The following is a 26,485-nucleotide window of genomic DNA, read 5'->3' as shown; positions in this document are numbered from 1 at the left end:
AAATTTAAATTGATCTATTTTACTTGTTAAAAAACAATAATGATAGATCAATATTTTGCTAAAATAATATCTTTGTTTTTAATTTTACAGCCAATGGAAGTTTTATTACTATATTTTTTATTTGTTAATAGCCTTACATTTATTATAACAGGGTACGATAAATTTCAAGCAAAAAGAAATAAAAGACGAATTCAAGAAGCTGTCTTGTTTTTGCTCGCATTTATTGGCGGTTCAATTGGGTTGTTTATAGGAATGATATTCTTTAGACATAAAACGAGTAAATTTACTTTTATTATGAAATTCCTATATATAATTTTAGTTCAAGCTGTAGTAATCTATTTAAAATATAATCGTAATATATAGATATTAACATTGTTAATAACCTTAAAAATTAAAATATAAATATTTGATTATTAATTATTTAAAAAAAATAAAACCGGAAAGAATTATTAAAAATTCACCCGGTTTGTTTATTTATTCTGGTGCGTAGCACCCAATTTTTTTTGACGTTTTATGAGCAAGCAATTTTATTAACTCTATTTTGGTGTCTTCCACCTTCAAAAGCTGTCGTTAAAAAAGTTTCAACGATTTCAACCGCTTGTGGAATAGAGGTAAATCTTGCTGGAATACTCACAATATTAGCATCATTGTGTAAACGTGTCAAATAAGCAATTTCCTTAGTCCAGCATAAGCCAGCTCTCACTTTCGGATGTTTATTAACAGTCATGGCAATTCCGTTACCGCTGCCACATATTACGATTCCAAAATCGGCTTTTCCTTCAGATACATCATTTGCAACCGGATGTCCAAAATCTGGATAATCTACAGAAGCATCAGTATCAGTACCGTAATTCGTTACTTCATATCCTTTTGCTTTAAGCATTTCAACAATTGCTTTTTTATATTCTGGTCCAGCGTGGTCGTTTCCTATCGAAATTTTCATTTTTCTATACTTATTAAGTTGTGTAATACAAATTTACTCAATTAATAAATGGCTGCCATGAATTACACTAATTTTCACAAATATTTTCTATTTGAATACTCTATAAACATTCCAATATTAATTCTTTTATATTCGCGAAATTCATGGCAAAAAAATAAGAAACATAACCTACATAATATCAAATCATTATCACTTATTAACAATTTTAATAACTTCATAAGTATCTCATAATCAATAAAGAATAAACAGAATATTTGTTAAAATTTTAGGGTGTTAATAGGAGTTCGTAATTCGTTGATATTCAGTTAACTTTAAATTAACAGAAAATGTTAATAAGTTCGAAAAGAAAATTAGAAGTTTTTTTTGGTTGTGTCGAAAAAAAACCTAATCCAAAACTGGAATCAAAAATCCTAATAAAGTTTCGGGAATTTTTGTAAAAGTTATCAATATCAAAAATGCCATTTTCAACAAATATCAACATATGAACTTATCTACAAAATGAATTCATTTTTGGTTGTCAACCGTTGTTAATTAAAATAGAAAAAGTCTTATATATTAATCTTTTAGCTAAAAATAACTATGTTGATAACTCAAAATAACTAAGAGAAACTTCATTTCAATACTTTTAAAAATAAATTTATTCGACATATTAACACACTATAATAACCAACAAATTTTTTTAAATTTTTAAAAATCTTTTTTGTTGTATTTAATATATGTTGAAAACTAAAAAAGTTTAAAAAGAAAAAAATTGAATTTAGTTTGGAAAAAAAGAATCTGCTTAAACGATTTTAATGAAATTATTTAAGTTGAAGAAAATTTAATGAATTGCTTCTAATTTTTAAATTGAATGCATTTACTTGTTAATATGTTTCTATATTTACTCGAAATTTATAAAAAGCAATTTATGAAAAAAACTCTACTTATTCTTTTATTTCCTCTACTGAGTATCGGACAAACTCAAATTGGAACTGATATCAATGGAGAAACCGCTCAAAATTATAGTGGCTCTAGTATAAGCTTATCTTCAGATGGTCGTGTAGTAGCAATTAGTGCTTCTGTTGAAGCTGGAAATGGAGCCGATTCAGGTCAAGTGCGTGTATTTAAAAATATATCTGGTGTGTGGATTCAACAAGGACAAGCTATCAACGGTAAAGATCCTTATGATAGCAGCGGAGATAGTTTAAGTTTATCTTCAGATGGCAGTGTAGTAGCCATTGGTTCTCGTTATAATGATAGAAATGGGTATGATTCAGGTCAGGTTCGAGTATATAAAAATGTCTCTGGCGTTTGGACTCAAGTAGGAGCTGACATTAGTGGAAAAGCTAATGAAGATTATAGTGGATGGAGTGTAAGTTTATCCGCAGATGGTACTGTGGTAGCGATTGGTGCTCCTGGAAATGATGGAAGTGAGGGATATAGATTTTATACAGGCCAAGTTCGTATATTTAAAAATATATCTGGTGTTTGGACCCAAATAGGAGCTGACATATACGGAGAAGGTGCTTTTGATCAAAGTGGTGATAGTGTAAGTTTATCTGCTGACGGTAATGTGGTAGCTATTGGCGCGATTTATAATAAAGGAAATGGAACAGATTCAGGGCATGTGAGAATATATAAAAATGTCTCTGGCGTTTGGACTAAAATTGGAGCAGATATCGATGGAAAAGCTATTTATGATCGTATAGGTTCCAAACTAAGTTTATCCGCAGATGGTAATGTTGTAGCGATTGGCCGGAACTTTAATGAGTCAATTGGTTACTCTTCATCTTCAGGCCAGGTACGAGTATATAAAAATGTATCTAATGTTTGGACCCAGCAAGGAGCTGATATCAATGGAGAAGCAATTTCTGATTCGAGTGGTTCTAGTGTTAGTTTATCTTCAGATGGCAGTGTAGTAGCAATTGGTGCTCCTTATAATGCTGGAAACGGACAGTATTCAGGCCATGTGAGGATATATAAAAATGTCTCTGGTGTTTGGATTCAACTAGGATTTGATATTGATGGAAAAGCTGTCGGGGATAGAAGTGGATCGAGTGTTAGTCTATCTTCAAATGGCAATGTGGTTGCTATTGGTGCTCCTCTTAGTTCTGAAAATGGAAACTATTCAGGTCAGGTTCGTGTTTTTGATTTATCGGCTGCAGTTTTAAGTTCTGCAAGTTTCGTATTATCAAGTTCTTCAGTTTATCCTAATCCTTCTTCTGACATAGTAAATATTGACTTAAACCAAGATTTAACATTACAAAAAGTAAATATATATAACACATTAGGTCAATTAATAAAAACTGAAAATAGTAATTCTATTTCAGTAAGTTCTTTATCTACTGGAGTTTACTTTTTTGAAATTATTACAGACAGAGGCAAAGAAACAAAGACTGTTTTAGTAAAATAAGAATAAAATAAAAACAAAAAAGCTGCCAGCATGGCAGCTTTTTTGTTAAAATAATTTTAAACAATTGTAAGTGGATTATTGAGGTTGTCCAGAATTTTCTGCACTTCTTCAAAATCATTGGGATGAACTTTGAGTTTGATTCCACCCAGCGCCGAAGTGTACATTGGAACGACTGAAAGTGTCATTTCGTTTTCGAAAAAATATGGAATTTCTTCCTGTTCGAGTAAGTGTTTGAGAACCACTGTTTCGTGCTGATAATTGAATACGGCGATGGTCTTAAAGCTTTCCATATGAGGTCTTTTTGTAAATGTACGAAAAGTTATATTTTTAATAATTCTATTTGTTAAAAAGTATTATCTGATTTCTTATTTGTAATTTTAAACCTTATAAGAAAAGATATATGAGTAAGAAAATTAGAAAGCCGATAAAAAAAGAGAAAGATTTCTCTGGAAAAATAATAAAGATTTTATCGCAAAATGCTAATAAACCATTCAATTATAAACAAATAGGAGCAAAGCTTGAACTTGACGATACCAATAGCAGGAATCAAATTATAAAAGAACTAAAAATTCTAGCTTCGCAAAAGAAAATTATAGAATCAGAACCTGGAAAATATCTAGTAAAAGCCGAAAGTCAGGATTACTACGAAGGAACAATAGATATGACGAGCAGAAAAACTGCTTATTTTATTTGTCCAGATTTTGCAGAAGATGTTTTTATTCCGACCAATAATTTGAATCGTGCATTAGATAAAGACAAAGTAAAAGTCTATGTTTATAATAGAAGAAAAGGTAAAAGACCTGAAGGTGAAGTAATTGAAGTTGTAGAAAGAGATAAAACAGAATTTGTTGGTGTAATTGATATGCAGCCAAATTTTGCATTTGTTTCTACTGCAAATCCTAAAATGTATACCGATATTTTTATTCCAAAGGATAAAATTGGTGAAGCAGAAAACGGTGATGTTGTTTTAGTTAAAATCGAAGATTGGCCAAAAAGGGCTGATAGTCCGTTTGGATCTGTCATAAAAGTTTTAGGAAAACCTGGTGAACACAATACTGAGATTCACGCTATTTTAGCGGAATATGGACTTCCATCAGATTTTCCGGTAGAAGTGGAGGTTTATGCACAAAAGATAGATACTTCGATTCAGGAATCTGAAATTGCAAAACGTCGTGATATGCGTGATACGCTTACGTTTACGATAGATCCAAAAGATGCAAAAGATTTCGATGATGCCTTGTCTTTCAAAAAGTTAGAGAATGGAAATTTCGAGATTGGAATTCACATTGCCGATGTTTCTTATTATCTTGAAGAAGGTACAATTTTGGATGATGAAGCTTATCAAAGAGCAACTTCTGTTTATTTAGTAGATAGAGTAGTGCCGATGCTTCCAGAAGTTCTCTCCAATTTTGCCTGTTCACTTCGTCCGAATGAAGAGAAATATACATTCTCTGCGATATTCGAAGTTTCACCAACCGCTCAAGTTATTAACCAATGGTTTGGAAGAACTGTGATTTATTCAGATCAGCGTTTTGCTTACGAAGAAGCACAATATATTATTGAAACAAAAGATAATACAATTCCTGTTGATGTTTCAATTACTGGAGAATCTTATGTAGTTTCAGATGAAATTACCGAAGCAACTTTAAAATTAGATGAATTAGCAAAAATTTTGAGAAAGAAAAGAATGCAGAATGGTGCTATTTCTTTTGATAAAGTTGAAGTGAAATTTAATTTGGATGCAGAAGGTGAACCAGAAGGAGTTTACTTTAAAGTTTCTAAAGATGCCAATCATTTGATTGAAGAATTTATGCTTTTAGCCAATAGAAAAGTGGCTGAATACATTGGAAAACAAAAGAAAACATTTGTTTACAGGATTCACGACGAACCAAACGAAGACAAATTAATTGCGATGCAAACCGTAATTGCTAAATTTGGTTATAAAATAGATTTCCGTAACAAAGGAGATATTTCAAAGTCTTTGAATGCTTTGATGGAAGAAGTAAATGGTAAAAAAGAACAAAACTTAATTGATACTCTTGCGATTAGAAGTATGAGTAAAGCCAAATATTCTACAGATAACATTGGTCATTACGGTTTAGCTTTTGATTATTACAGCCATTTTACATCGCCAATTCGTCGTTATCCAGACGTTATGGTACACCGTTTGCTGCAATATTATTTAGATAATGGAGCTTCTGTAGACGAAGAAGTGTATGAAACAAAATGTCTGCATTGTTCCAATATGGAAAGTTTAGCAACTAATGCTGAGCGAGATAGTATTAAATACATGCAGGTTAAATACATGCAGGATCATCAGGACGAAGAATTCCTTGGAGTTATTTCTGGTGTTACTGAATGGGGAATTTATGTTGAAATTGTTTCTAACAAATGCGAAGGAATGGTAAGAATCAGAGAAATAAAAGATGATTACTATACTTTTGATGAAAAGCAATATGCATTAGTTGGATCGACTTCAAATAGTATTTTACAATTAGGAGATGAAATTTATGTTAAAGTAAAAAATGCAGATTTAGTTAAAAAACAACTTGATTTTCATTTTTTAAGAAGAGCAGAATAAAGTTTAATTTAAAAAATAAAAGTATGAAAAAGTTAATTATAGGAGCTGCAATTTTATTTGTTCAAATGTCTTTTGGTCAGGTTACCAAAGAATTAGGTGAATTCGATACCGTAAAAGTTTATGATAAGTTAAATGTAAAATTAGTTCAATCTTCAGAAAATAAGGTTGTTATTAAAGGAGCAAGAGAAGCAGAGGTTGAAGCTGTCAATAAAAATGGTATCTTAAAATTAAGAATGCCTTTTCCTAAACTATTATCAGGAAATGATTTAGATATTACTTTGTATTACAAAAGAATCGAATTGATTGATGTTAATGAAGGTGCAGAAGTTACAAGTAAAGAAACACTAAAAGCAACTTCATTTAAAGTAAGTGCGCAGGAAGGTGGAAAAATTAATGTAGATTTGAACGTTGATAAGTTAAAAGTAAGTTCAGTTTCGGGCGGAGAAATTACTGCAACTGGTAAAGCAGATAACCTTGATGCAAGTTTAGGAGCCGGAGGTTATTTCCTTGGAAGTAAATTAGCTACTTCTCAGACGAAAGTAAGCGTTTCTGCGGGCGGAAAAGCAGATGTTAATGCTTCGACCTTAGTTGATGCAAAAGTAAGCGCAGGAGGCTCTATTTACATTTATGGAAAACCAAAGCAAATAAATCAAAAAACAGTTTTTGGCGGTAAAATCGAAGAAGTAAAATAACAAGTTGTATTTTGATGATAAATGATATTTTGGCTGGGCTGCCATGGGGACTTTTTCTAAGTTTTATGGTAGGTCCAGTATTTTTTATACTATTAGAAACCAGTATTACAAAAGGATTCAGAGCAGCAATTGTCTTTGACTGCGGCGTAGTTCTTGGTGATATCTTTTTTATAGCAATTGCGTATTTAGGAAGTTACAGACTAATTCAAAGTTTAAAAGACAAACCTGCATTATTCATTTTTGGAGGAATAATAATGCTGGCTTACGGTATAATTTCTTTCGTAAGATTAAAAAATGAAGAAAAAATAGACGATGACGAAATTGATCGTGATATTATTAAAAGGAATTACGGAAGTTTATTTATAAAAGGCTTTTTACTAAACGTTATAAACATTGGAGTATTAGGTTTTTGGTTAGCTGTTATCATTTCTATTGGTCCAAAATTAGAAATGCAAAACTCAAGAATGCTTACTTTTTTTACATCAGTAATCATTACTTATTTACTGGTTGATTGTCTTAAAATAGTATTAGCCAAACAATTAAAATCTAAAATGACACCTACTAATATCGTTAAAATCAAAAAGGGAATTAGTATTGTTTTAATGGTTTTTGGAGTGGCTTTAATCACACAAGGCTGGTTTCCAAAAGAAAAAGAAATGGTTAAAAACGCTTTCGAAAAAATAGAAAAGTAGTTGTTAATAACTCAAAATTATAAAATTAAACCTCTGAATTTCAGAGGTTTTTTTGTGTTTATAACTGTTTATTAGAACTTTTCAAAGTTTTAAACTTTGATAAAGTTGATTATTATTCACGTCTAGTTTGTCATTTCGACGTAAGGAGAAATCTTCGCAAGAAGATCCACAAAGATTGAATATTAGTTTCGGAGTTACTTGTGGAGATTTCTCCTTACGTCGAAATGACAAGATTGTGTGTAATCTTACTAAATATAAACCCGACAGGTATTTAAAACCTGTCGGGTTTCGTTATGATTTTAAATCTAATTTTTTCTAAAAAATTAAACATAAAAAAGCTTCAAAGAAACCTGATGGTTTGAAAGTCTCTTACCGATTCGAACGTACATCTCTATCTAATTTTTCTATTAAACATAAAAAAACTCCAAATTTTCTTGAAGGTTTATAAGCGTAGTCCAAATTCGAACCAATATATTTAATTAATTTTTTCTAAAAATTAAACATAAAAAAACTTCAAATTTCCTTGAAGGTTTATAAGCGTAGTCAAAATTCGAACTAATATTTTTAATTAATTTTTTCTAAAAATTAGATATAAAAAAAACCTTCAAGTTTCCTTGAAGGTTTTAGATATCGTCTGGATTCGAACCTAAATCTTTATCTAATTTTTTCTAAAAATTAATCATAAAAAAACCTCCAAGTTTCCTTGAAGGTTTTAGAGGCATCGTCCGGATTCGAACCGGAGTAGGAGCTTTTGCAGAGCCCAGCCTAGCCGCTCGGCCACGACGCCATTGCTTGAACGGATGGCAAAAGTAACTAAAATCTTTAAATTTCAAAAGTTTCGTATGAACTATTTTGAAAAAATACGATTTTAAATAAAATAATTACTTTCTAATTTCTGTCATTTTTATAGTAACTGACTCAACATCACCGCCAATAGGAGGATTAATTTTAGAAACCCAAACTGTTGTTTTTTCTACAGTTTCTATCTCTGCCAGCACGCGAATATTAATTCTTTTGGCTACATGTTCTAATAAATGCGAACGAATTGCCATTTCTTCAGTAACAATTTTGTTCAAATGAACGTAATCAACAGTGTCTAAAAGATGATCTGTTTCAGCCGATTTCTGAAGATTTGTTTTTATTTTTAGATCTACAGTATAATCAGATCCTATTTTTCCTTCTTCAATTAAACATCCGTGGTATGAAAAAGTGCGAATGTTTTTAAGTTTAATAACTCCCATTTTTATAATTTTATTCTTGTAGTGTTTGGATCTTGGTAATTAGAAATTACAGCATGAACAGCAACTATTTTGTTAATTTCATCAACTGTAAAATGAATAGTGTATGGGAATTTCTTTAGTGGTAATGTGCGAACAATATTATATTTTTCCTCAAAAAATGGAAAGGTATTTAAAGTATCTACATATTTCTGATACTCATTAAAGAATTTTGTTCCTAAACCATCTGAGAGAGATTCATAATATTCGGCAATTTCATCTACTTCTAATTCAGCGCGTAATAGAATAATTATTTCAAACATTATTTTTTATTTATTCCATTTAGCGTTGAGTTTTTTTTTTGATTCTTCCCAGCTTATATAATCTTCTGGTTTTGCATTTTTAATGCGATCTAGGACCATCTCTTGCTGCCAAAGCGGAATTTCATTCTCTTGAGTTTCATTTATAGAAACTTCAGGAACATGTTTAAAAAAACTAATAAAAGTTTCGTAAAAATCGTCTGGAATTGTTACAGTTAATTGTCTCATAACTTCAATATTTATACAAAAGTAATAATAAATTTAGTTTCAAGTTCTAAGTTGCAGATTTACTGACAAGTTTCCAAAGAAAACCATAAACCATAAACTATTAACTATAAACTTTTTTATCTTTGCTAAAATTACTATAAAATAATGGCATCAGAAGAGAAATCACTCAATTTTATTGAACAAATCATAGAGGAAGATTTAAAATCAGGTCTTTCACAAACTAAACTTCATTTTCGTTTTCCACCAGAACCAAACGGTTATTTACACATTGGACACGCTAGTTCTATTGCTTTAAATTTTGGTTTAGGAATTGATTATCAGTCACCTGTAAATTTACGTTTTGACGATACAAATCCAGAAAAAGAAGAGCAGGAATTTGTTGACGCCATTAAAAAAGACGTTGAATGGCTGGGTTATACCTGGGCAGAAGAACGTTATGCATCTGATTATTTTCAACAATTGTACGATTGGGCCGTTTTATTAATTAAAAAAGATAAAGCTTATGTTGACAGCCAGTCTTCTGAAGATATGGCCATTCAAAAAGGAACTCCATCAACTGTAGGTACAGATAGTCCGTACAGAAATCGTTCTGTTGAAGAAAATTTAGATTTATTCGAAAGAATGAAAAACGGTGAATTTGAGGCTGGTACACATATTCTTCGTGCAAAGATAGACATGAAATCAACCAATATGTTGATGCGTGATCCTATCATGTACAGAATTTTACACAAGCACCATCATAGAACTGGAGATGCTTGGAAAATTTATCCAATGTACGATTGGGCACACGGGCAAAGTGACTATTTAGAAGAAATCTCACATTCATTTTGTACACTGGAATTCTTACCTCACCGTGAATTATACGATTGGTTTTTAGACCAGATTTTAGACGAAAATAAACTGCGTCCAAAGCAAAGAGAATTCGCTAGACGTAACTTATCACATACCGTTGTTAGTAAAAGAAAATTACAGCAACTAGTTAAGGAAAAGCATGTTAACGGTTGGGATGATCCTAGAATGTCAACAATTTCTGGATTAAGAAGACGTGGTTATACAGCAGCATCTTTACGTAATTTTGCCAACACAATTGGAATTGCAAAACGTGATAATTTAATTAATGTATCGGTTTTAGAATTTTGTATCCGTGAAGATTTGAACAAAATTGCACCTCGTGTAATGGCGGTTTTAGATCCTGTAAAATTGGTAATTACTAATTATCCAGAAGGTAAAGAAGAGTGGCTTGAAGCCGAAAATAATCAGGAAGATGAGAATGCCGGTTTCAGAAAAGTACCTTTTTCTCGTGAATTATACATTGAAAGAGAAGACTTTTTAGAAGAAGCTCCAGCTAAATTTTTCCGTTTAACTTTAGGAAAAGAAGTACGTCTTAAAAATGCATACATCATTAAAGGTGAATCTGTTATAAAAGATGCTGAAGGAAATATTACTGAAATTCATGTTACTTATGATACCGATTCTTTAAGCGGAAGCGGGACAGAAGCAAGCCAAAGAAAAGTTTCTGGAACATTACACTGGGTTTCTATTCAACATGCGCTTGAAGCAGAAGTTCGTTTGTATGATCGTTTGTTTACAGATGAAGCTCCGGATAGTTATAAAGAGAAAAATTTCTTAGATTTTGTGAATCCAAATTCATTAGAAATTGTTACCGGATTTGTTGAACCAAGTTTGTCAACGGCTCAAAATGAAGATAAATTCCAGTTTCAACGTTTAGGTTATTTTACTGTTGATAAAGATTCAACTGCTTCTAAATTAGTGTTTAACAAAACTGTTGGACTTAAAGATGCCTGGGAAGAAAAAGGTAAAAAAGAAGAAAACAGTATCAATAATTCTTTAAAAGAAATCAACAAATATTTTAAAGTTGAAAGTAAACCAGAACGTATTGCAATTGAAAGTGCGATAGGGGAGAACATTAAAAATGTTACTAGTTTTTCACTTTTACAGAATTCTTTAAAGAAGAATATCAACAATAATAAGGCTTCTTTGTTGTTTGCTCAATTTATTTTGAAATACGGAAGTTGGAAATCAACAGATTTTGAAGAAGAAGATATCAAAAAATTATATTCAATGTCTTTAAAAAGTGAATCAACTTATGTACGATCAAAAGCGCTTTTAAATTTAAGAGATATTGAAGAAGCAAGTTTCAAAAATCAATTTGATGATGAAATTTTAAAATTATATTCGAATCCTCCAAAAAATGCATCGGAGAGAGAAAATGAAATTCTTGCCGAAATGGTAAAAAAATAAAATAATTAGAATCTATGGAAAAGCGCTTTTTAAAAGCGCTTTTTTATTATATATAAAATTGATTAAAATAATAAATTATATAATTTTTATTAATTAAAAACAGCTTTCATAAACTAATTTTAAAGCATTTTTTTTAATTGTCTAACTCATCAATCATATTTTAAAAGATCTTTAATAAGAGGGTTTTATTTAAGTTTTTGGATTTTTTATCTCAATTTAACAGTATTTAGCAATGATTTACTAATAAATAAATTAATATTATTTATTTATTATTTTTGATAGTTTTATTTAATAATTATTATAATTGATTAATTTTTTATAATTATAGATAATAGTGATTAAGTATAGTTTTATATCATTTTCATGTTTGAAGAACTCTACTTTATTATATAAATTATTTTTATTAAAATTTAAAAATAATAGTTTAGTATGATAATTTATAAAATTGATTTAAAATAATTTTTAATAGTTTTTATATATTGAAATTGACATCAATAGATTGATTTTAAAGCGTATTTTTTAATGTGTCGAGAGATAACTCATTTTTTGAATTATTGTTCATTTATGACCTTTAAATTAATTTTAGCTGTTATTTTTATCAGTTTAACGGGTTGTTAACATACAATTGTTTATAAAGTTGCTATTTTTAACTCAATACTAGAAATCAGAGATGATTTTTATAAAAATTAAAATTTGCCGTTAAAGAAACTAAAATGAAATTTGTTGTTTTTAAAAACTCGTAATTTTTATTGCAGCAAGTTTCAGAATTGATTTCTTGAAAAGACAATTTTATGTTCTCATTTTTATTGTGATGTAATTTTGATAATATTTCGCGTAAAAGGTATTTTTCAAATTGCTTCATAATGACAAAATTCCATAACGTTGAATTTGTGTTAAGCTTTGGTTTTTAAATTTCAAATCTGATCATTTTTAATTTAAATCTAATAATCATGAAAATTTTATATTTTACGCTAGCAATGTTATTTGCAAATGTTGCAATTTCACAAACACATCAAATTACAAAACACAATGGTGATCAACTTGATGTTAATTTTATTAAGAACGAAAATGGCTTAATTTACTATTCTTTGAATGGAAGTTCTGAAGAAGTAAAAATTAGTAAACATGCTGTTTCATCTATTACGAATAAACAAACCAAACAAACTCAAAAAGTTTCTGATAAAATAGTAGTAGATTCTAAAGACGATTACAAAATGGTAACTGTTCTGCCTCAAGAAAAAACAATAGGATTGAAGCAGGCTGCTAGTTTTACCGGTGTCTCGACAAGGACAAAAGGAGAACCGCCAATTGCTAATCAAAATCAAACGGCTATGAGAATCAAAACTAAGTCAGCTTCAAATGGTTATCCTTTTGTGAGCATTGTTGAAAAAGGAGATGGAAAGTATGAAGCGGTTTCTTATGCGTATTAAGTTTTTGTAAATTACTTTTAATCATCGATTTATAATTCAAAAAGAAGTATCTTTATTAATCACTTAAATAAGAATATTATGTCAAATAATTCAAATACAATTGCAGCAATTTTAGCTGGTGCTGCAGTAGGCGCAGCGATCGGAATTTTATTTGCTCCAGAAAAAGGATCAAAAACCCGAGCTAAAATTAAAGAAGGAATCGATGATGCAAAACATAATCTGCAGGATTCTTTTGAAGCAAGTTCTGAAGTTCTTCGTGAAAAATTCACAGGTGCAACAAAAAATCTTGACGGAACGTTAAATGATTTACTTTCAAATGTAAGTCATAAGACAGAAGAAGTGATCACTTTTTTAGAATCTAAATTGGCTGATTTAAAAGCACAAAACGCAAAACTTCAGAAATAAAATTTATTAATTTGTACCAAAAGCACTTAACTCGCTTATTTCTATAAGATAGTTTTGTGCTTTTTTTATTTTAAAAATCTATTTATGGCTTTTGAAGAATTAAAAGAGAACAGCGAAAAAATTCAGGATCAGACTAAAGTTTATATTGACAGTCATTTGGCTTATTATAAACTTTGGGGTTTCAAAGTTGCAATGAAATCAACAACGCTAATTTTTAAATTCACATTGATATTATTGTGTTTTAGCATGGTTCTTATTTTTGGATCTTTTGCAGCAGCGTATGCTTTTGGAGATTTGTTAGGAAGCAACGCACTTGGTTTTTTAGCAGTAGGAGGGATCTATATTTTCTTTACTATTTTACTTTTCTTTATAAAAGATAAAATGGTTGAAGGACCAATTTTAGAGAAGTTTTCAGAAATATTTTTTAATGATTAAGAATTATGGAAAAGAAAAAATACTCATCTTATGCTGAAATCGAGAGAGATTTGGAAATCTTAAAACTAGAAAAAGATATCAATTATCAGAAATTAGTTTTAAGTTTTCAAAAAACAAAAGAAAGCATAACACCACAAAATATAGTAAGCGGATTTGTTTCATCTTATACAGATTACTTTAAAAATTCTTATCCGCAAATTTTACAATCTATTATTCCAATTGTTGTCAATTGGTTTACCAATAAAAAAAGAGGCAGTTAAGCCTCTTTTTTATTTTCTATTATTGTTGAACATCTGGTTGAATATCATCTTCATATCCAGATTGAGGTTGAATTGGTTTTGGTTTTTCAATTTTTTTGTTGTTTTTCTTCATCATTTCTCCAACTTGGTTAGATGCAGAAAATGAAGCGACCATATTATTCAACATATCACTTCCGGCTTGTGGAGAATTTGGTAATAAAATCAAATTAGAATTTGTATCTGCTCCAATTGCTTGTAATGTATCGTAATGTTGTGTAACTACAATTAATGCAGAAGCTTCTTGAGAGTTAATTCCAACACTATTTAGAACTTCAACACTTTCTACAAGACCTCTAGCAATTTCACGGCGTTGATCTGCAATACCTTGACCTTGTAAACGTTTGCTTTCTGCTTCGGCTTTTGCTTTTGCAACAATTCTAATTCTTGAACTTTCTGCTTCAAATTCTGCCGCAGTTTTTTCTCTATCAGCCGCGTTGATTCTGTTCATTGCATTTTTTACCTGAATGTCTGGATCAATATCGGTAACCAAAGTATTGATGATATCATATCCGTAAGTAGACATTGCTTCGTTCAATTCACGTTTTACGGCAACTGCAATATCATCTTTTCTTTCAAAAACGTCATCCAATTTTAGTTTTGGAACTTCAGCACGAACTACGTCAAAAACGTAAGAAGTAATTTGATCATGTGGATATTCAAGTTTATAAAAAGCTTCATATACTTTTTCCTGAATTACTTTGAACTGAACTGAAACTTTCATTTTGATGAAAACGTTGTCTCTAGTTTTGGTTTCGATGATAACATCTAATTGCTGGATCTTAAGATTTACACGTCCGGCCAATCTATCAACCAACGGAATTTTAAGTTGTAATCCTGAATTTCTAACACTCTGAAATTTCCCAAATCGTTCGATAATTACAGAAGTTTGTTGTTTTACTGTAAAAAATGAAGACATGAAAATGAAGAATGCCAATACTAAAAAGATAATTAATCCTGTACCCATGGTTATGTAATTTAAATTTTATAATGTTCTAAAAATACAAATTATATAAAGAAAAGTGATGTATTAATATTTTATTTAGGTGAATTTTTTTGTTAAATATTTTTTTACTTTTGAACCAAATTTAACCAAAAAAACAAAACCTATGAAAAATCTATTTGTAAGTATAAGCTTGATGGCTTCTGCTTATTTATCTTCTCAAACTACTATAATTGATAAAAAATTTGATGAGAAGGTTATTCCTATTACTTTTGAATATCTTCCAATTTCCCAAAAATTTGTATTGTTTAGTGGTGAAAAAATTAAGATGACTGCTTCTTTATTTACGACCACAGCTTCAGCTTTTGATGTAAATGGAAAAGAATCTAAATTATTTGAAAACCAAAAATATTACAAATGTACTTACTCAAATTCTGAAAATGCATTTATGAATGTAGATATTGAGAAATCTATCTGGTCTTATAATTATAAAGTATATTTTAACAATCAGGTTGCAGATCTTAGTTCCGAAAAAATTAAAGACATGAACTTTTCTTATTTTGGAATTGATATTGGTAGTGTAGCTTTTGCACAATATCAAAGAGGAGCAGGAACAATCGATGGAGCATTTAATGATTTTTATCTTTTAGGTTTCTCTAACCAAAAGAATCGCTATGGTATTAATTTTGAAAAGGATGACATTTTTTTAGAAGTTATAGAGTTAAAAAGTGGTTCTAGAAAGAGAGTTCAAATTGAGAAACCTGATTTAACACTTTTAAAAGGAGATGCTTATGCAAAATCAAAAAACACAATTACTTTTACGAGCAAGTTAAATGGTAATGAAAATTTTGATTTAATTACAAAGTCTATTTCTGCAGATTTTAAAACCGTTATTATTTATAAAAGTACCTATGATTTTGATGGGAAAAAATTAAAGACGGTTCCCTTTACTTTGAAATTAGAGAATAATTTTTTCGTAATATCAAACAATGGCGGCGGTCCGCTTTATTCTGTAAGTAGTGGACCCGATGAATTTGATAATTTGAATATTAATAATTACTTAGAAGATAAAAAAACTGGAGATTTATATGTATTTGGAATTTTTAGTGATGAACCTATAAAAAAGATTGGCGAGCGAACACATTTAAAGGGATATTATGTTTTTAAGTTTGATAAGGATGGAAATAAATTATGGGAATCTATTAATAATATTGATGATAAGGAGTTTTTTGAAAAAATTAAGTATGGACAAGGATTTGATGTTCGTTTAGCGGAGTATAATGAGAATCTGGTTTTTTCTGCTTCTATTAATGCTTTTACTGAATTTACAAATGCCTCAATAATTGATAAAAAGAATGGTGCGGTTTTGAAAAGTAGTTTTTTAGAGTATAATAATAATGCATCACATGAAAAATTTAGTGCTTTTATAAATAATACTTATGACTACAAAGAGTTAAGAAATAAGTCTTTTTCTCCAATTTCATTTGCTGCAATGACATTAAATGATGATTTGTTTAAATATTTGAAAAGTATTCCTGAAGGAGATAAAAGATTGCATTTTACTACATTATTTTCACAACAAGGAATTTGGCTAGTAGAAACTGACAACAAAAATTATTATAAAGTACTTTTATTTAAATAAAAAAAGCTCCCAATTGGGAGCTTTTTGTTTTTATAAAGTTGAAATCGCTTTCTGAATTCTAGATATAGTTTCTTCTTTTCCAATGATTTCAACAATGTCAAATAGGTGAGGACCTTTAAGAGCTCCAACCAAACTTAAACGGAAAGGCTGCATAACTTTACCCATTCCAATTTCGTTTTTGGTTAACCAATCTTTTACAACACTTTCAATATTTGCTGAATCAAAACCATCAATATATTCTAGAGTAGAAATCAATTCTTGCATTAAAGCTGGAGTTTCTTCTTTCCAGTTTTTGCTTGCTTTTTCATCGTAAGATGTTGGAGCTTGGAAAAAGAAATCTGTTAGATCCCAAAATTCAGAAACAAAATGCGCTCTTTCTTTTATTAATGAAACAATTCTTGTAATGTTATATTTAGAAATGTCAATTCCTTTTTCCTGTAAAATAGGAGTGAAGGCTTTAGCTAAATCCTCGTCATTTTGTTTTACTAAATATTGGTGATTGAACCATTTGTTTTTTTCAGGATCAAATTTAGCTCCTGCTTTATGAACTCGATTTAAGTCAAAAGCTTCAGCTAATTCTTCAAGAGTAAATAATTCTTTATCAGTTCCATCATTCCATCCTAATAAAGCTAGGAAATTAACAACCGCTTCTGGGAAAAATCCTTTTTCTCTGTAACCAGATGAAACTCCTTCTTCAGTTTTCCATTCTAAAGGAAATACAGGGAATCCCATTTTATCACCATCTCTTTTAGACAATTTTCCATTTCCAATTGGTTTTAAAATCAAAGGTAAATGAGCAAATTCTGGAGCTTCCCAACCAAATGCTTTGTATAACAAAACGTGAAGTGGCATAGATGGCAGCCATTCTTCACCACGAATAACATGTGAAGTTTCCATCAAATGATCATCTACAATATTCGCTAGATGATAAGTTGGCATTCCATCACTTTTAAACAAAACTTTATCATCCAAAAGATTAGTTTCAAACTTAACATCTCCACGAATAATATCTTTCAAATGTAAAGTTTCATCAACCGGAGTTTTAAAACGGATTACATAATGCTCTCCATTTGCAATTCTTTTAGCAGTTTCTTCTGCAGAAATTACTAAAGAAGTATCTAATTTTTCACGGTTGTGATGATTGTAAATAAATGTTTTTCCTTCAGCTTCGTGTTGTTTTCTATGTGCATCCAAAGCTTCAGGAGTATCAAAAGCATAATAAGCCCAGCCAGAATTTATTAATTGATCTGCATATTGCTGGTACAAATCTTTACGTTCACTTTGTCTGTATGGACCAAATTTTTCATTTTTCCCTACAGTTTCTTCAGGAGCAATTCCTAACCATTCAAGAGCTTCCATAATGTAAGCCTCTGCACCTGGAACAAAACGGGTTTGATCTGTATCTTCAATTCGAAGATAAAAAACACCGTTATGTTTTTTTGCAAATAAATAATTAAATAGGGCAGTACGAACTCCGCCAATATGTAATGGTCCAGTCGGACTTGGTGCAAAACGCACGCGAACTTGCTTTGACATTTGTTTAAAATTTTGTTGCAAAGATACAATTCTAATTAGAGAATTAGAAAATGAGTATTAATTAGATAATGTCTTGCTTGAAGCTATATTGACTAATTTTCTCATTGATTATTATCTAATTAAAATTACTACTTTTATAGGTTATAATTAAAACAGATTTATTTTGAAAACAACATCTGCTATATATCAGAAGCTCGAGGCTTTCATTAAGAAATATTATACCAACGAACTGATAAAGGGAATGCTTCTTTTTACTGGTTTTGGTTTATTGTATTTTTTATTTACGCTTTTCGTAGAGTACTTTCTATGGTTAAAACCTTTAGGAAGAACTTTTCTATTCTGGTTATTTATTGCAGTTGAAGTTTTCCTTCTGGTTCGATTAATTATTTTCCCTTTGTTTAAATTATTTAAACTTCAAAAAGGAATAGATTATACGCAGGCTTCAAAAATTATTGGAAATCATTTCACAGAAGTAAGTGATAAACTAACTAACTTTTTACAATTATCAGCTGATAATAATGCTGAAAGTTCTGAATTGGTTTTGGCTTCGATAGAACAAAAAGCAAATTCTTTACAGCCAATTCCTTTTGGAAATGCCATTAATTTTAAAGCCAATAAAAAATATCTGCCATTGGCTTTGGTTCCAGTTTTGCTTTTTGCAGTATTTTATATTTCTGGAAATAGTAATATTATTTCTCAAAGTTTGAATAGAGTAGTGCATTTCAATTCTGCATTTTTACCACCAGCTCCTTTTAAATTTGTGGTTTTAAATTCTAATTTACAAGCAGAACAAAACAAAGATTTTATGATCAAAATGGAATCTGTTGGAAATATTGTTCCAGAAAATGTAATGATCCATATTGGTGATGAAAGTTATTTTATGGAATCTTCTCAACCTGGAAAATTTGAATTTAAAGTTGAAAAACCAGCAGAAGATATTAGCTTTTCTTTTGAAGGAAATAATGTTACTTCTCAAGAATATGAATTGAAAGTTATTACAGTTCCATCTATTGCAAACTTCGAAATGGTTTTAAATTTTCCTTCTTACTTAAAGAAAAAATCTGAGACCATTCAAGGCATCGGAAATGCAATTGTGCCTGAAGGAACAACGGTAACTTGGAAAATGAATACCAAATCGACTCAAGAAATTGTATGGAAAAGAGATAATGAAGTTTTTAGATTTAATAAGATAGAAAATGACTTTAAATTGGCTAAAAATATTAGTCAAAATACAGAATATCAAATTCTTACGTCTAATGATAAGGTTAAAAACTACGAGAAATTAGACTATCAGCTGTCTGTAATAAAAGATCAATATCCAACCATCAATGTTGGTCCAGCACCAGACAGTTTAAAGCTGGATAAGAACTATATTTTAGGAAGATTAGGTGATGATTACGGACTTTCAAAACTACAAATTGTATACTACGAACGTAACAAACCTCAGTCTGCTAAGCGTGGAAACATCCCTGTAAAGGCTGGTGTATTCGATCAGTTTGTTTTTAATTTTCCAAGTAACCTTCCGGTAGAAGAAGGAGTTTCATATGAATACTATTTTGAAGTTTTTGATAACGATGCACCGCATGGTTTTAAGAGTACAAAGTCTTCAACGTTTTCAGATCGTGTAGCTACGACAGATGAAATTCGAGATCAAGAATTGCAACAGCAAAATCAAAATATTAATAGTTTATCTAAATCTTTGAAGAATCAAAACAAGCAGATTTCAGAAATGGATAAGCTTCAAAATACAGGTAAAGAAAAGAATAATTTAGAGTTTAAAGATCAGCAAAAGATCAATGATTTTATCAAACGTCAGAAACAGCAAGACGAAATGATGAAACAGTTTTCTGAAAAAATGAATCAGAACTTAGATAAATTCAAGTCTGATAAAAAAGATAAGACAGCTGATGATTTACAAAAACGTTTGGATAATGCTGAGAAAGATTTAGAAAAGAATCAGAAGTTATTAGACGAATTGAAGAACTTAAACGATAAATTAAACAGTGAAGAACTGTTTGATAAAATGGAAAAGTTCAAACAAATCAGCAAAAACCAATCTCGTAATTTAGAACAATTGGTTGAGTTGACCAAGCGTTTTTATGTTTCTAAGAAAGCAGAACAAGTTGCTGAAAAACTAAATAAACTGTCAGAACAACAGGAACAGTTATCTAATAAAGAGAAAGAAAATACAAAAGAGAAGCAAGATGAAATCAATAAATCTTTTGATAAGATTCAAGAAGATTTAAAAGATTTGAAGGAGGAAAACAAGACTTTAAAGAAACCTTTGGATATTCCATCTGATGCTTCAAAAGAGAAAGATGTAGATAATGATCTTCAAAAAGCTTCAGAAGAATTAAGCAAAAAGAATACTTCTTCGGCTAAACCAAAACAGAAAAGCGCTGCAAAGAAAATGAAAAGCATGGCTCAGGAAATGCAGAGCGAAATGGAAGGTGGCGAGCAAGAACAGATGGAAGAAGATGTAGCAATGCTTCGTCAGATTCTAGACAACCTTTTAGCTTATTCTTTATCGCAAGAAGATGTGATGAAACAGTTTAAAGCAATGAAATTGGGTTCTTCTACATTCACAAAAAACATTAAAATTCAACAGAATTTAAAACAACAATTCCGTCATGTTGATGATAGTTTGTTTGCACTTTCATTACGTAATCCAAAAGTTGCTGAGGATGTAACCAAAGAAATCGGAAACGTACAATACAATATGGACAAGGCTATAGAAACTTTAACCGATGTTCAAATTCCAAGAGGAGTTTCACACCAGCAATATGCAGTTTCATCTGCGAATAAGTTAGCTGATTTTTTAAGTGATTTATTGAATAATATGCAGATGTCTATGTCTAAACCGGGTGCAGGAAAACCTAAACCAGGAGATGGTCAAGGGATGCAGTTGCCAGATATTATTCAGAAACAAAAAGGTCTTGCTGATAAAATGAAGGAGGGAATGAAACCAGGTCAAAAGCCTGGTGATAAACCTGGAGAAGGTCAAGATGGAAAATCTGGACAAGGACAAAATGGACAAGGTAAAGAGGGACAGGGTAAAGAGGGACAGGGTAAAGAGGGACAGGGTAAAGAAGGACAAGGTAACAAAAGTGGAGATAAAGGTTCTTCTGGTAAAGATGGGAAGAATGGAAAAGGTGAGAAAAATGGTAATGATGGTGAAGACGGAGAAGGAGATGCAGAAGCTATTATGGAGATATACAAAGAACAAGTTAAACTTCGTGAAGCCTTGCAAAAAGAATTAGCAAAGAAAGGTTTGGATGCTCAAGGAAAATCTATAATAGATCAAATGAAACAATCTGAAAAGCAGATTTTAAACAAAGGATTTAAGAATGAGAACCTGCAACGTATACTAAATATCCAACAAGAATTATGGAAATTAAACAACGCTGTTCAGCAACAAGGGCAAGATACACAAAGACAATCTGAAACTAATAAGGCTGAATTTACTAATCGTTCAAATGCTTTGCCAAGTTCATTATTGGAATATTTAAACAGCGTTGAGATATTAAACAGACAATCACTACCTTTGCGCTCGAATTTTAATCAAAAAGTTCAAGAATACTTTAATACAAAATGATAAATTTTAATTACGAAACAGATTTTACTTTAGGAGACGAGCAGGCTTTTAGTGATTGGCTAAGTGCTGTAATTGTTTCTGAAAATAAGAATGAAGGCGAAATCAACTATATATTTTGTGATGATGAATATCTACATAAGATCAATGTTGAATATCTAGATCACGATACACTTACAGATATTATTAGTTTTGATTATACTGTTGGTAACGAGTTGAATGGCGATATTTTTGTATCTGTAGAACGTGTTGCAGATAATGCTAAAGACTTTAATGTCTCATTTGCTGATGAACTTAAAAGAGTGCTATCTCATGGTATACTACATTACTGTGGATATAAAGATAAATCAGATGAAGATGCTCAATTAATGAGAGCAAAGGAAGAAGAGAAGATGAAGATGTTTCACGTGGAACAGTAGTTAAATCTCTTTTTTATTTTCAATGTTCCACGTGAAACGTTTTAGTTTTTAATTTTGAAACGTTCCACGTGAAACATATTTAAAGAAAATAAAGTTGTTTTTATAACGTTCCACGTGGAACGTTGAAGTAAAAGAATTCGAATAAAAGATTAAATCGTTCCACGTGGAACGATTTTTAAGTTTGAATTTAAAAGAAAAAAAGAACAGGATGTTTCACGTGGAAGATGATTCTGGGTAATTCTTTTGAAATTTAGAATGGAAGTTTTGTAAATGTTTCACGTGAAACATTTATTTAAAAGACTCTAATTTGAGAGTTCTAATTTGAGAGTTCTAATTTGAGAGTTCTAATTTGAGAGTTCTGATTTGAGAGTTCTGATTTGAGAGTTCTGATTTGAGAGTTGATTTTAAGAATTTAAAGAATCCACTTTGCACGTTTCAGTTTGAACTTGAAACTTGAAACTTGAAACAAAATAGAAAGTTCCACGTGGAACAAGGAAAATATAAAAATAATTCTAAAAACCGCATTAGCGGTTTTTGGAGAATAGTAAAACAAAATGTTTTTAGAAGAATACGATGTTATTGTGGTGGGTGCAGGCCATGCTGGTTCTGAAGCTGCGGCTGCGGCTGCAAATTTGGGATCGAAAACTTTATTGGTTACAATGAGTTTACAGAACATAGCACAGATGTCTTGTAATCCTGCGATGGGCGGAATTGCAAAAGGACAGATCGTTCGAGAAATTGATGCGCTTGGAGGATATTCAGGAATTGTTTCAGATAAGACTGCAATTCAGTTCAAGATGCTGAACAAATCGAAAGGACCTGCAATGTGGTCGCCAAGAGTTCAAAGCGATAGAATGCGTTTTGCAGAAGAATGGAGAATGATGTTGGAGGCAACTCCAAATCTTGATTTTTATCAAGAGATGGTGAAAGGATTGATAATTGAAGACGGAAGAATAAAAGGAATTAGAACTTCACTTGGTGTGGAGATTCGTTCTAAATCTGTGGTTTTAACAAATGGTACTTTTTTGAACGGTTTAATTCATATCGGAGAAAAACAATTCGGAGGAGGAAGAGCAGGTGAAAGTGCTGCAACTGGAATTACGGAAGATTTGATTAAAGCAGGTTTTGAAGCTGGAAGAATGAAAACTGGAACGCCACCTCGAGTAGATGGGCGTTCTTTAGATTATTCTAAAATGAACGAAGAAAAAGGAGATGCAAAGCCAGCGAAGTTTTCTTATTCAGATGTGACCGCTCCATTAACGCATCAGCGTTCTTGTCACATGACTTATACGTCATTGAATGTACATGATATTTTGAGAGAAGGTTTTGATCGTTCTCCAATGTTTAACGGAAGAATCAAAAGTTTAGGTCCGAGATATTGTCCTTCGATTGAAGATAAAATAAATCGTTTTGCAGATAAAGAACGTCATCAATTATTTGTAGAACCAGAAGGATGGAATACATGTGAAGTTTATGTAAACGGATTTTCAACTTCGCTTCCAGAGGATATTCAATTTAAAGCGTTGAGTTCTGTTGCAGGTTTTGAGAAGGTGAAATTTTTTAGACCTGGTTATGCTATTGAATATGATTTCTTTCCACCAACGCAATTAAAACATACTTTGGAAACGAAGTTGGTTGAAGGTTTGTATTTCGCTGGACAAATAAATGGAACAACGGGTTATGAAGAAGCAGCTTCCCAAGGTTTAATGGCTGGAATCAATGCGCATTTAAAAGTGCACGAAAAAGATCCTTTGATTTTAAAACGTGATGAAGCATATATCGGAGTTCTAATTGACGATTTAATTACAAAAGGAACTGAAGAACCATATCGTATGTTTACATCGAGAGCAGAATATAGAACATTGCTGCGTCAAGATAATGCCGATTTCAGATTGACTCCAATGTCATACGAAATTGGTTTAGCTTCTGAAGATCGTTTACGAAGAATGGAGCGAAAGTTAAATGAATCTGAAAAGATGGTTTCGTTCTTCAAAGAGACGAGTGTAAGTGTTGCTGAAACCAATCCAATTTTGGAAGCGAAAGAATCTGCTCCGATTACGCAGGGTGATAAAATGTTTAAAATTTTCTCACGTCCGCAAGTTGAATTGGAGGATATGGTAAAATTTGAGAAAGTTGAAGATTATATTAGAGAGAATGACTTGGATGAAGAAATTGTAGAACAAGCGGTAATTCAAGTAAAATATTCTGGTTATATCGAAAAAGAAAGAAATAATGCTGATAAACTAAATCGTTTAGAAGAAGTAAAGATTCCTGAAAATTTCGATTACAATAAAATTAAATCTATGTCTATTGAAGCAAAACAAAAATTAAGCAAGATTCGTCCTGTAACAATTTCCCAAGCTTCGAGAATTAGCGGTGTATCTCCAAGTGATATTTCTGTACTTTTGATTTATATGGGAAGGTAGTCTATTTCAGATTTTAGATTGTTGATTTCAGATTCTAAAATCTGAAATTCTAAATGTTCCACGTGAAACCTTTTTCGAAAAGAAAGTGGTTTAGTGAAATAAAACCCTTTTCTAGCCGTTTAAATATGAACAGTAAGGTTGAATATTTCAAAACTGTATCTTGAAGAATGTAGAAGAATTTTAGGATGCCAAATATTAAAAGCAATAAAAGAATAATTAAAATAATAAACTAAAAATCCTAAAAACGACAAATGTCGTTTTTAGGATTTGCTATAAATTAAACCCAAATATTTATAATTATAAAATGAACGTTTTAAACAAAAAACACCTTCTAACTGTAAAAGACCATTCTGTTTCAAAAGAAATTTTTGATTTGTATTACGATGAAGAATTAGATATGCTAATTACTTCTCCACAACCCGAACTTGAAAATTTAGGGAAATACTACGAAAGCGAAGATTATATTTCGCACACAGATAACAAACGTTCATTATTTGAAAAAGCTTATCATTTTGTAAAAAATATTGCACTTCAAAACAAATTGAATTTAATTAATAGTGAACAGCCTAAAAAAGGTAAACTTCTGGATATTGGAGCTGGAACTGGAGATTTTCTTTTAACAGCAAAAAATAACGGCTGGGAAACAATTGGAGTAGAACCAAGCGAGAGGGCAAAAAATATAGCCAAACAAAAAGGGATTTCATTTGTTGAAGAAATCAGTAGTTTAGAAAATAATTCTTTAGACGTAATTACGATGTGGCATGTATTGGAACACGTTCCAAATTTAGAGCTTCAGATTCAAGAATTGAAACGTTTATTAAAACCAACTGGAACATTAATTGTTGCTGTTCCAAACTATAAATCTTTTGATGCAGACCATTATCAGACTTTTTGGGCAGCTTATGACGTGCCGATTCATTTTTGGCATTTTTCAAAAAAATCAATTCAGGTGCTTTTTGAAAGAGTAGACATGAAGTTGGAAAAAATACTTCCTATGAAGTTTGATTCATTTTATGTAAGTCTTTTATCAGAAAAATACAAAACTGGAAAGATGAACTATATCAAAGCATTTTTTATTGGTTTGAAATCAAATTGGAAAGCAAGTAAAACAAAAGAATTCTCATCGCACATTTACGTGCTGAAAAATAAATAAGATTATGCAAAGCTATTTTGCCCTTAATAGGTGAAATGCCTTTTTTAGCTTAAAAAAAATCGCAGAAAATGCGATTTTATTCTAATAGTATCGGATTATTGTAATTATTTTTTCAATAAATAAAAACAATATCATAAAATTTACGCATTTTTTAAACTTTATGCTGATGCTATTGATTTTTTTATATTTTTGTCTTCAATACTTAAAAAAATAGAATTAAAAAAAATGAAAAAAGCATTAGTTATTATCGCACTTTCAGTTTTCGCAGTTTCTTGTAACAAAACAGCAGAGGTAAAGGAAGTAAAAACAGCTTACGTGGATACTTCGGTTTTGATGAAAGAGTACACTGAGGCAAAAGATTTAGAAGCAAAATACAAAGCTCAAGCGGAAGAAAAAGGAAGACAATTACAAGCTGAAATTTCACGTTTTAAACAAGACGCTGCTAATTTTCAAAGTCAAGCGCAGGCTAATGGTCAAGCATGGGCACAGCAAAGAGGTGCTGAATTGCAAAAAAGAGAGCAGCAATTAGGATACGCTCAACAAGCATTGGCACAGCAATTACAACAAGAAAGTGGTGTAGAAATGGATTCTCTTGTTAGTGGAGTTAAAAAATTCATTAAAGAATACGGAAAGAAAAACGGTTACTCTTACATCTACGGAACGGGAGATGCTGCAACAGTTTTATATGCTGAAGAAAAATACGATATCACAAAACAAATTATCAAAGAATTAAATGATAAGTATAAAGCAGAGCCTAAGTCAGATGCAAAACCAGCAGCTGAAACTAAAGAAGGCGAAGCAAAAAAATAAAACTACCAAACTAACTAAATTACTGAAAACCTAAATCCACAAAGATTTAGGTTTTTTCTTTTTATAAAATG

The 26,485-nt window shown here is 30.8% G+C and carries 23 protein-coding genes and 1 tRNA gene; 16 read left to right on the top strand and 8 right to left on the bottom strand.

The features are described from left to right. Positions 1-39: 39 nt before the first annotated feature. Positions 40-363 carry a DUF1294 domain-containing protein gene (locus HYN86_RS04605; protein ID WP_317048545.1) on the top strand — a complete coding sequence of 108 codons (324 nt, stop codon included), beginning with the start codon at positions 40-42 and terminating at the stop codon, positions 361-363. A gap of 148 nt (positions 364-511) precedes the next feature. On the opposite strand, the gene rpiB is transcribed toward HYN86_RS04605, so the two are convergent. Then, the gene (gene rpiB / locus HYN86_RS04600; RefSeq protein ID WP_071635753.1) at positions 512-943 is read right to left on the bottom strand and encodes a ribose 5-phosphate isomerase B; all 432 of its coding nucleotides are present in this window, start codon (positions 941-943) and stop codon (positions 512-514) included. An 850-nt stretch (positions 944-1,793) separates the two neighbouring features. Between rpiB and HYN86_RS04595 the strand changes: the two genes are divergently transcribed. Next, on the top strand, positions 1,794-3,335 hold the full coding sequence (locus HYN86_RS04595) for a T9SS type A sorting domain-containing protein (RefSeq protein ID WP_113676985.1): 1,542 nt from the start codon (positions 1,794-1,796) through the stop codon (positions 3,333-3,335). 56 nt (positions 3,336-3,391) lie between these two features. Here the strand turns inward: HYN86_RS04595 and HYN86_RS04590 are convergent, their stop codons facing one another. Continuing rightward, on the bottom strand, positions 3,392-3,625 hold the full coding sequence (locus HYN86_RS04590) for a putative signal transducing protein (protein ID WP_113676984.1): 234 nt from the start codon (positions 3,623-3,625) through the stop codon (positions 3,392-3,394). Between the two features lie 110 nt (positions 3,626-3,735). Between HYN86_RS04590 and rnr the strand changes: the two genes are divergently transcribed. From rnr to HYN86_RS04575, 3 genes are read left to right on the top strand one after another with little or no spacing between them, the layout of a single operon-like run. Continuing rightward, positions 3,736-5,916 (top strand): ribonuclease R, encoded by a 2,181-nt coding sequence (rnr, locus tag HYN86_RS04585; protein WP_113676983.1) that lies wholly within the window; start codon positions 3,736-3,738, stop codon positions 5,914-5,916. Positions 5,917-5,939: 23 nt separating this feature from the next. Further along, positions 5,940-6,608, top strand: a complete 669-nt coding sequence (locus HYN86_RS04580; RefSeq protein ID WP_113676982.1) for a head GIN domain-containing protein — start codon at positions 5,940-5,942, stop codon at positions 6,606-6,608. Positions 6,609-6,622: 14 nt separating this feature from the next. Continuing rightward, positions 6,623-7,300, top strand: coding sequence for a LysE family translocator (locus HYN86_RS04575; RefSeq protein WP_113676981.1), 678 nt, complete (start codon positions 6,623-6,625; stop codon positions 7,298-7,300). A 716-nt stretch (positions 7,301-8,016) separates the two neighbouring features. Here the strand turns inward: HYN86_RS04575 and HYN86_RS20945 are convergent. The 4 genes from HYN86_RS20945 to HYN86_RS04560 all read right to left on the bottom strand — a co-directional run bounded on the left by HYN86_RS20945 (position 8,017) and on the right by HYN86_RS04560 (position 9,065). Further along, positions 8,017-8,087, bottom strand: a tRNA-Cys gene (locus HYN86_RS20945). Between the two features lie 94 nt (positions 8,088-8,181). Then, positions 8,182-8,541 carry a dihydroneopterin aldolase gene (gene folB, locus HYN86_RS04570; RefSeq protein ID WP_057115457.1) on the bottom strand — a complete coding sequence of 120 codons (360 nt, stop codon included), beginning with the start codon at positions 8,539-8,541 and terminating at the stop codon, positions 8,182-8,184. Positions 8,542-8,543: 2 nt separating this feature from the next. Beyond that, complete coding sequence (locus HYN86_RS04565; RefSeq protein ID WP_113676980.1) at positions 8,544-8,840, bottom strand: hypothetical protein; 297 nt, start codon at positions 8,838-8,840, stop codon at positions 8,544-8,546. Positions 8,841-8,846: 6 nt separating this feature from the next. Beyond that, positions 8,847-9,065 carry a hypothetical protein gene (locus HYN86_RS04560; protein WP_113676979.1) on the bottom strand — a complete coding sequence of 73 codons (219 nt, stop codon included), beginning with the start codon at positions 9,063-9,065 and terminating at the stop codon, positions 8,847-8,849. Between the two features lie 144 nt (positions 9,066-9,209). Here HYN86_RS04560 and HYN86_RS04555 point away from each other — a divergent pair, with 144 nt between their 5' ends. The 5 genes from HYN86_RS04555 (at position 9,210) to HYN86_RS04530 (ending at position 13,857) form a co-directional block, all read left to right on the top strand. Beyond that, positions 9,210-11,327: a glutamine--tRNA ligase/YqeY domain fusion protein gene (locus HYN86_RS04555; protein WP_113676978.1), complete on the top strand. Its 2,118-nt coding sequence runs from the start codon at positions 9,210-9,212 to the stop codon at positions 11,325-11,327. Between the two features lie 950 nt (positions 11,328-12,277). After that, on the top strand, positions 12,278-12,757 hold the full coding sequence (locus tag HYN86_RS04545) for a hypothetical protein (RefSeq protein ID WP_113676976.1): 480 nt from the start codon (positions 12,278-12,280) through the stop codon (positions 12,755-12,757). Positions 12,758-12,835: 78 nt separating this feature from the next. Next, on the top strand, positions 12,836-13,162 hold the full coding sequence (locus HYN86_RS04540) for a YtxH domain-containing protein (RefSeq protein WP_057115454.1): 327 nt from the start codon (positions 12,836-12,838) through the stop codon (positions 13,160-13,162). 84 nt (positions 13,163-13,246) lie between these two features. Further along, positions 13,247-13,597, top strand: coding sequence for a competence protein (locus HYN86_RS04535; protein ID WP_113676975.1), 351 nt, complete (start codon positions 13,247-13,249; stop codon positions 13,595-13,597). Positions 13,598-13,602: 5 nt separating this feature from the next. Next, on the top strand, positions 13,603-13,857 hold the full coding sequence (locus HYN86_RS04530) for a DUF6327 family protein (RefSeq protein WP_113676974.1): 255 nt from the start codon (positions 13,603-13,605) through the stop codon (positions 13,855-13,857). Positions 13,858-13,876: 19 nt separating this feature from the next. On the opposite strand, the gene HYN86_RS04525 is transcribed toward HYN86_RS04530, so the two are convergent. Next, entirely contained in the window at positions 13,877-14,860 is a 984-nt protein-coding gene (locus HYN86_RS04525) for an SPFH domain-containing protein (protein WP_113676973.1), read from the bottom strand. A 142-nt stretch (positions 14,861-15,002) separates the two neighbouring features. Here HYN86_RS04525 and HYN86_RS04520 point away from each other — a divergent pair, with 142 nt between their 5' ends. Further along, positions 15,003-16,478 carry a hypothetical protein gene (locus HYN86_RS04520; protein WP_162789280.1) on the top strand — a complete coding sequence of 492 codons (1,476 nt, stop codon included), beginning with the start codon at positions 15,003-15,005 and terminating at the stop codon, positions 16,476-16,478. Positions 16,479-16,508: 30 nt separating this feature from the next. Here the strand turns inward: HYN86_RS04520 and gltX are convergent, their stop codons facing one another. Next, positions 16,509-18,014, bottom strand: a complete 1,506-nt coding sequence (gene gltX, locus HYN86_RS04515) for a glutamate--tRNA ligase (RefSeq protein WP_113676971.1) — start codon at positions 18,012-18,014, stop codon at positions 16,509-16,511. Between the two features lie 163 nt (positions 18,015-18,177). Here gltX and HYN86_RS04510 point away from each other — a divergent pair, with 163 nt between their 5' ends. From HYN86_RS04510 to HYN86_RS04490, 5 genes are all read left to right on the top strand, one after another. Next, on the top strand, positions 18,178-21,609 hold the full coding sequence (locus tag HYN86_RS04510; RefSeq protein WP_113676970.1) for a collagen-like domain-containing protein: 3,432 nt from the start codon (positions 18,178-18,180) through the stop codon (positions 21,607-21,609). Then, positions 21,606-22,025, top strand: coding sequence for an rRNA maturation RNase YbeY (ybeY, locus tag HYN86_RS04505; protein ID WP_113676969.1), 420 nt, complete (start codon positions 21,606-21,608; stop codon positions 22,023-22,025). Before HYN86_RS04510 ends, ybeY begins: the two co-directional genes overlap by 4 nt. A gap of 554 nt (positions 22,026-22,579) precedes the next feature. After that, positions 22,580-24,451 carry a tRNA uridine-5-carboxymethylaminomethyl(34) synthesis enzyme MnmG gene (gene mnmG, locus HYN86_RS04500; RefSeq protein ID WP_113676968.1) on the top strand — a complete coding sequence of 624 codons (1,872 nt, stop codon included), beginning with the start codon at positions 22,580-22,582 and terminating at the stop codon, positions 24,449-24,451. Positions 24,452-24,755: 304 nt separating this feature from the next. After that, on the top strand, positions 24,756-25,604 hold the full coding sequence (locus tag HYN86_RS04495; RefSeq protein ID WP_113676967.1) for a class I SAM-dependent methyltransferase: 849 nt from the start codon (positions 24,756-24,758) through the stop codon (positions 25,602-25,604). Between the two features lie 225 nt (positions 25,605-25,829). Further along, positions 25,830-26,414, top strand: a complete 585-nt coding sequence (locus HYN86_RS04490; protein ID WP_113676966.1) for an OmpH family outer membrane protein — start codon at positions 25,830-25,832, stop codon at positions 26,412-26,414. Positions 26,415-26,485: the final 71 nt, after the last annotated feature.

Source organism: Flavobacterium fluviale (genome assembly GCF_003312915.1).
In the GTDB taxonomy this organism is placed as follows: Bacteria; Bacteroidota; Bacteroidia; order Flavobacteriales; family Flavobacteriaceae; genus Flavobacterium; species Flavobacterium fluviale.
This window is presented reverse-complemented; position numbering and strand designations above follow the sequence as displayed.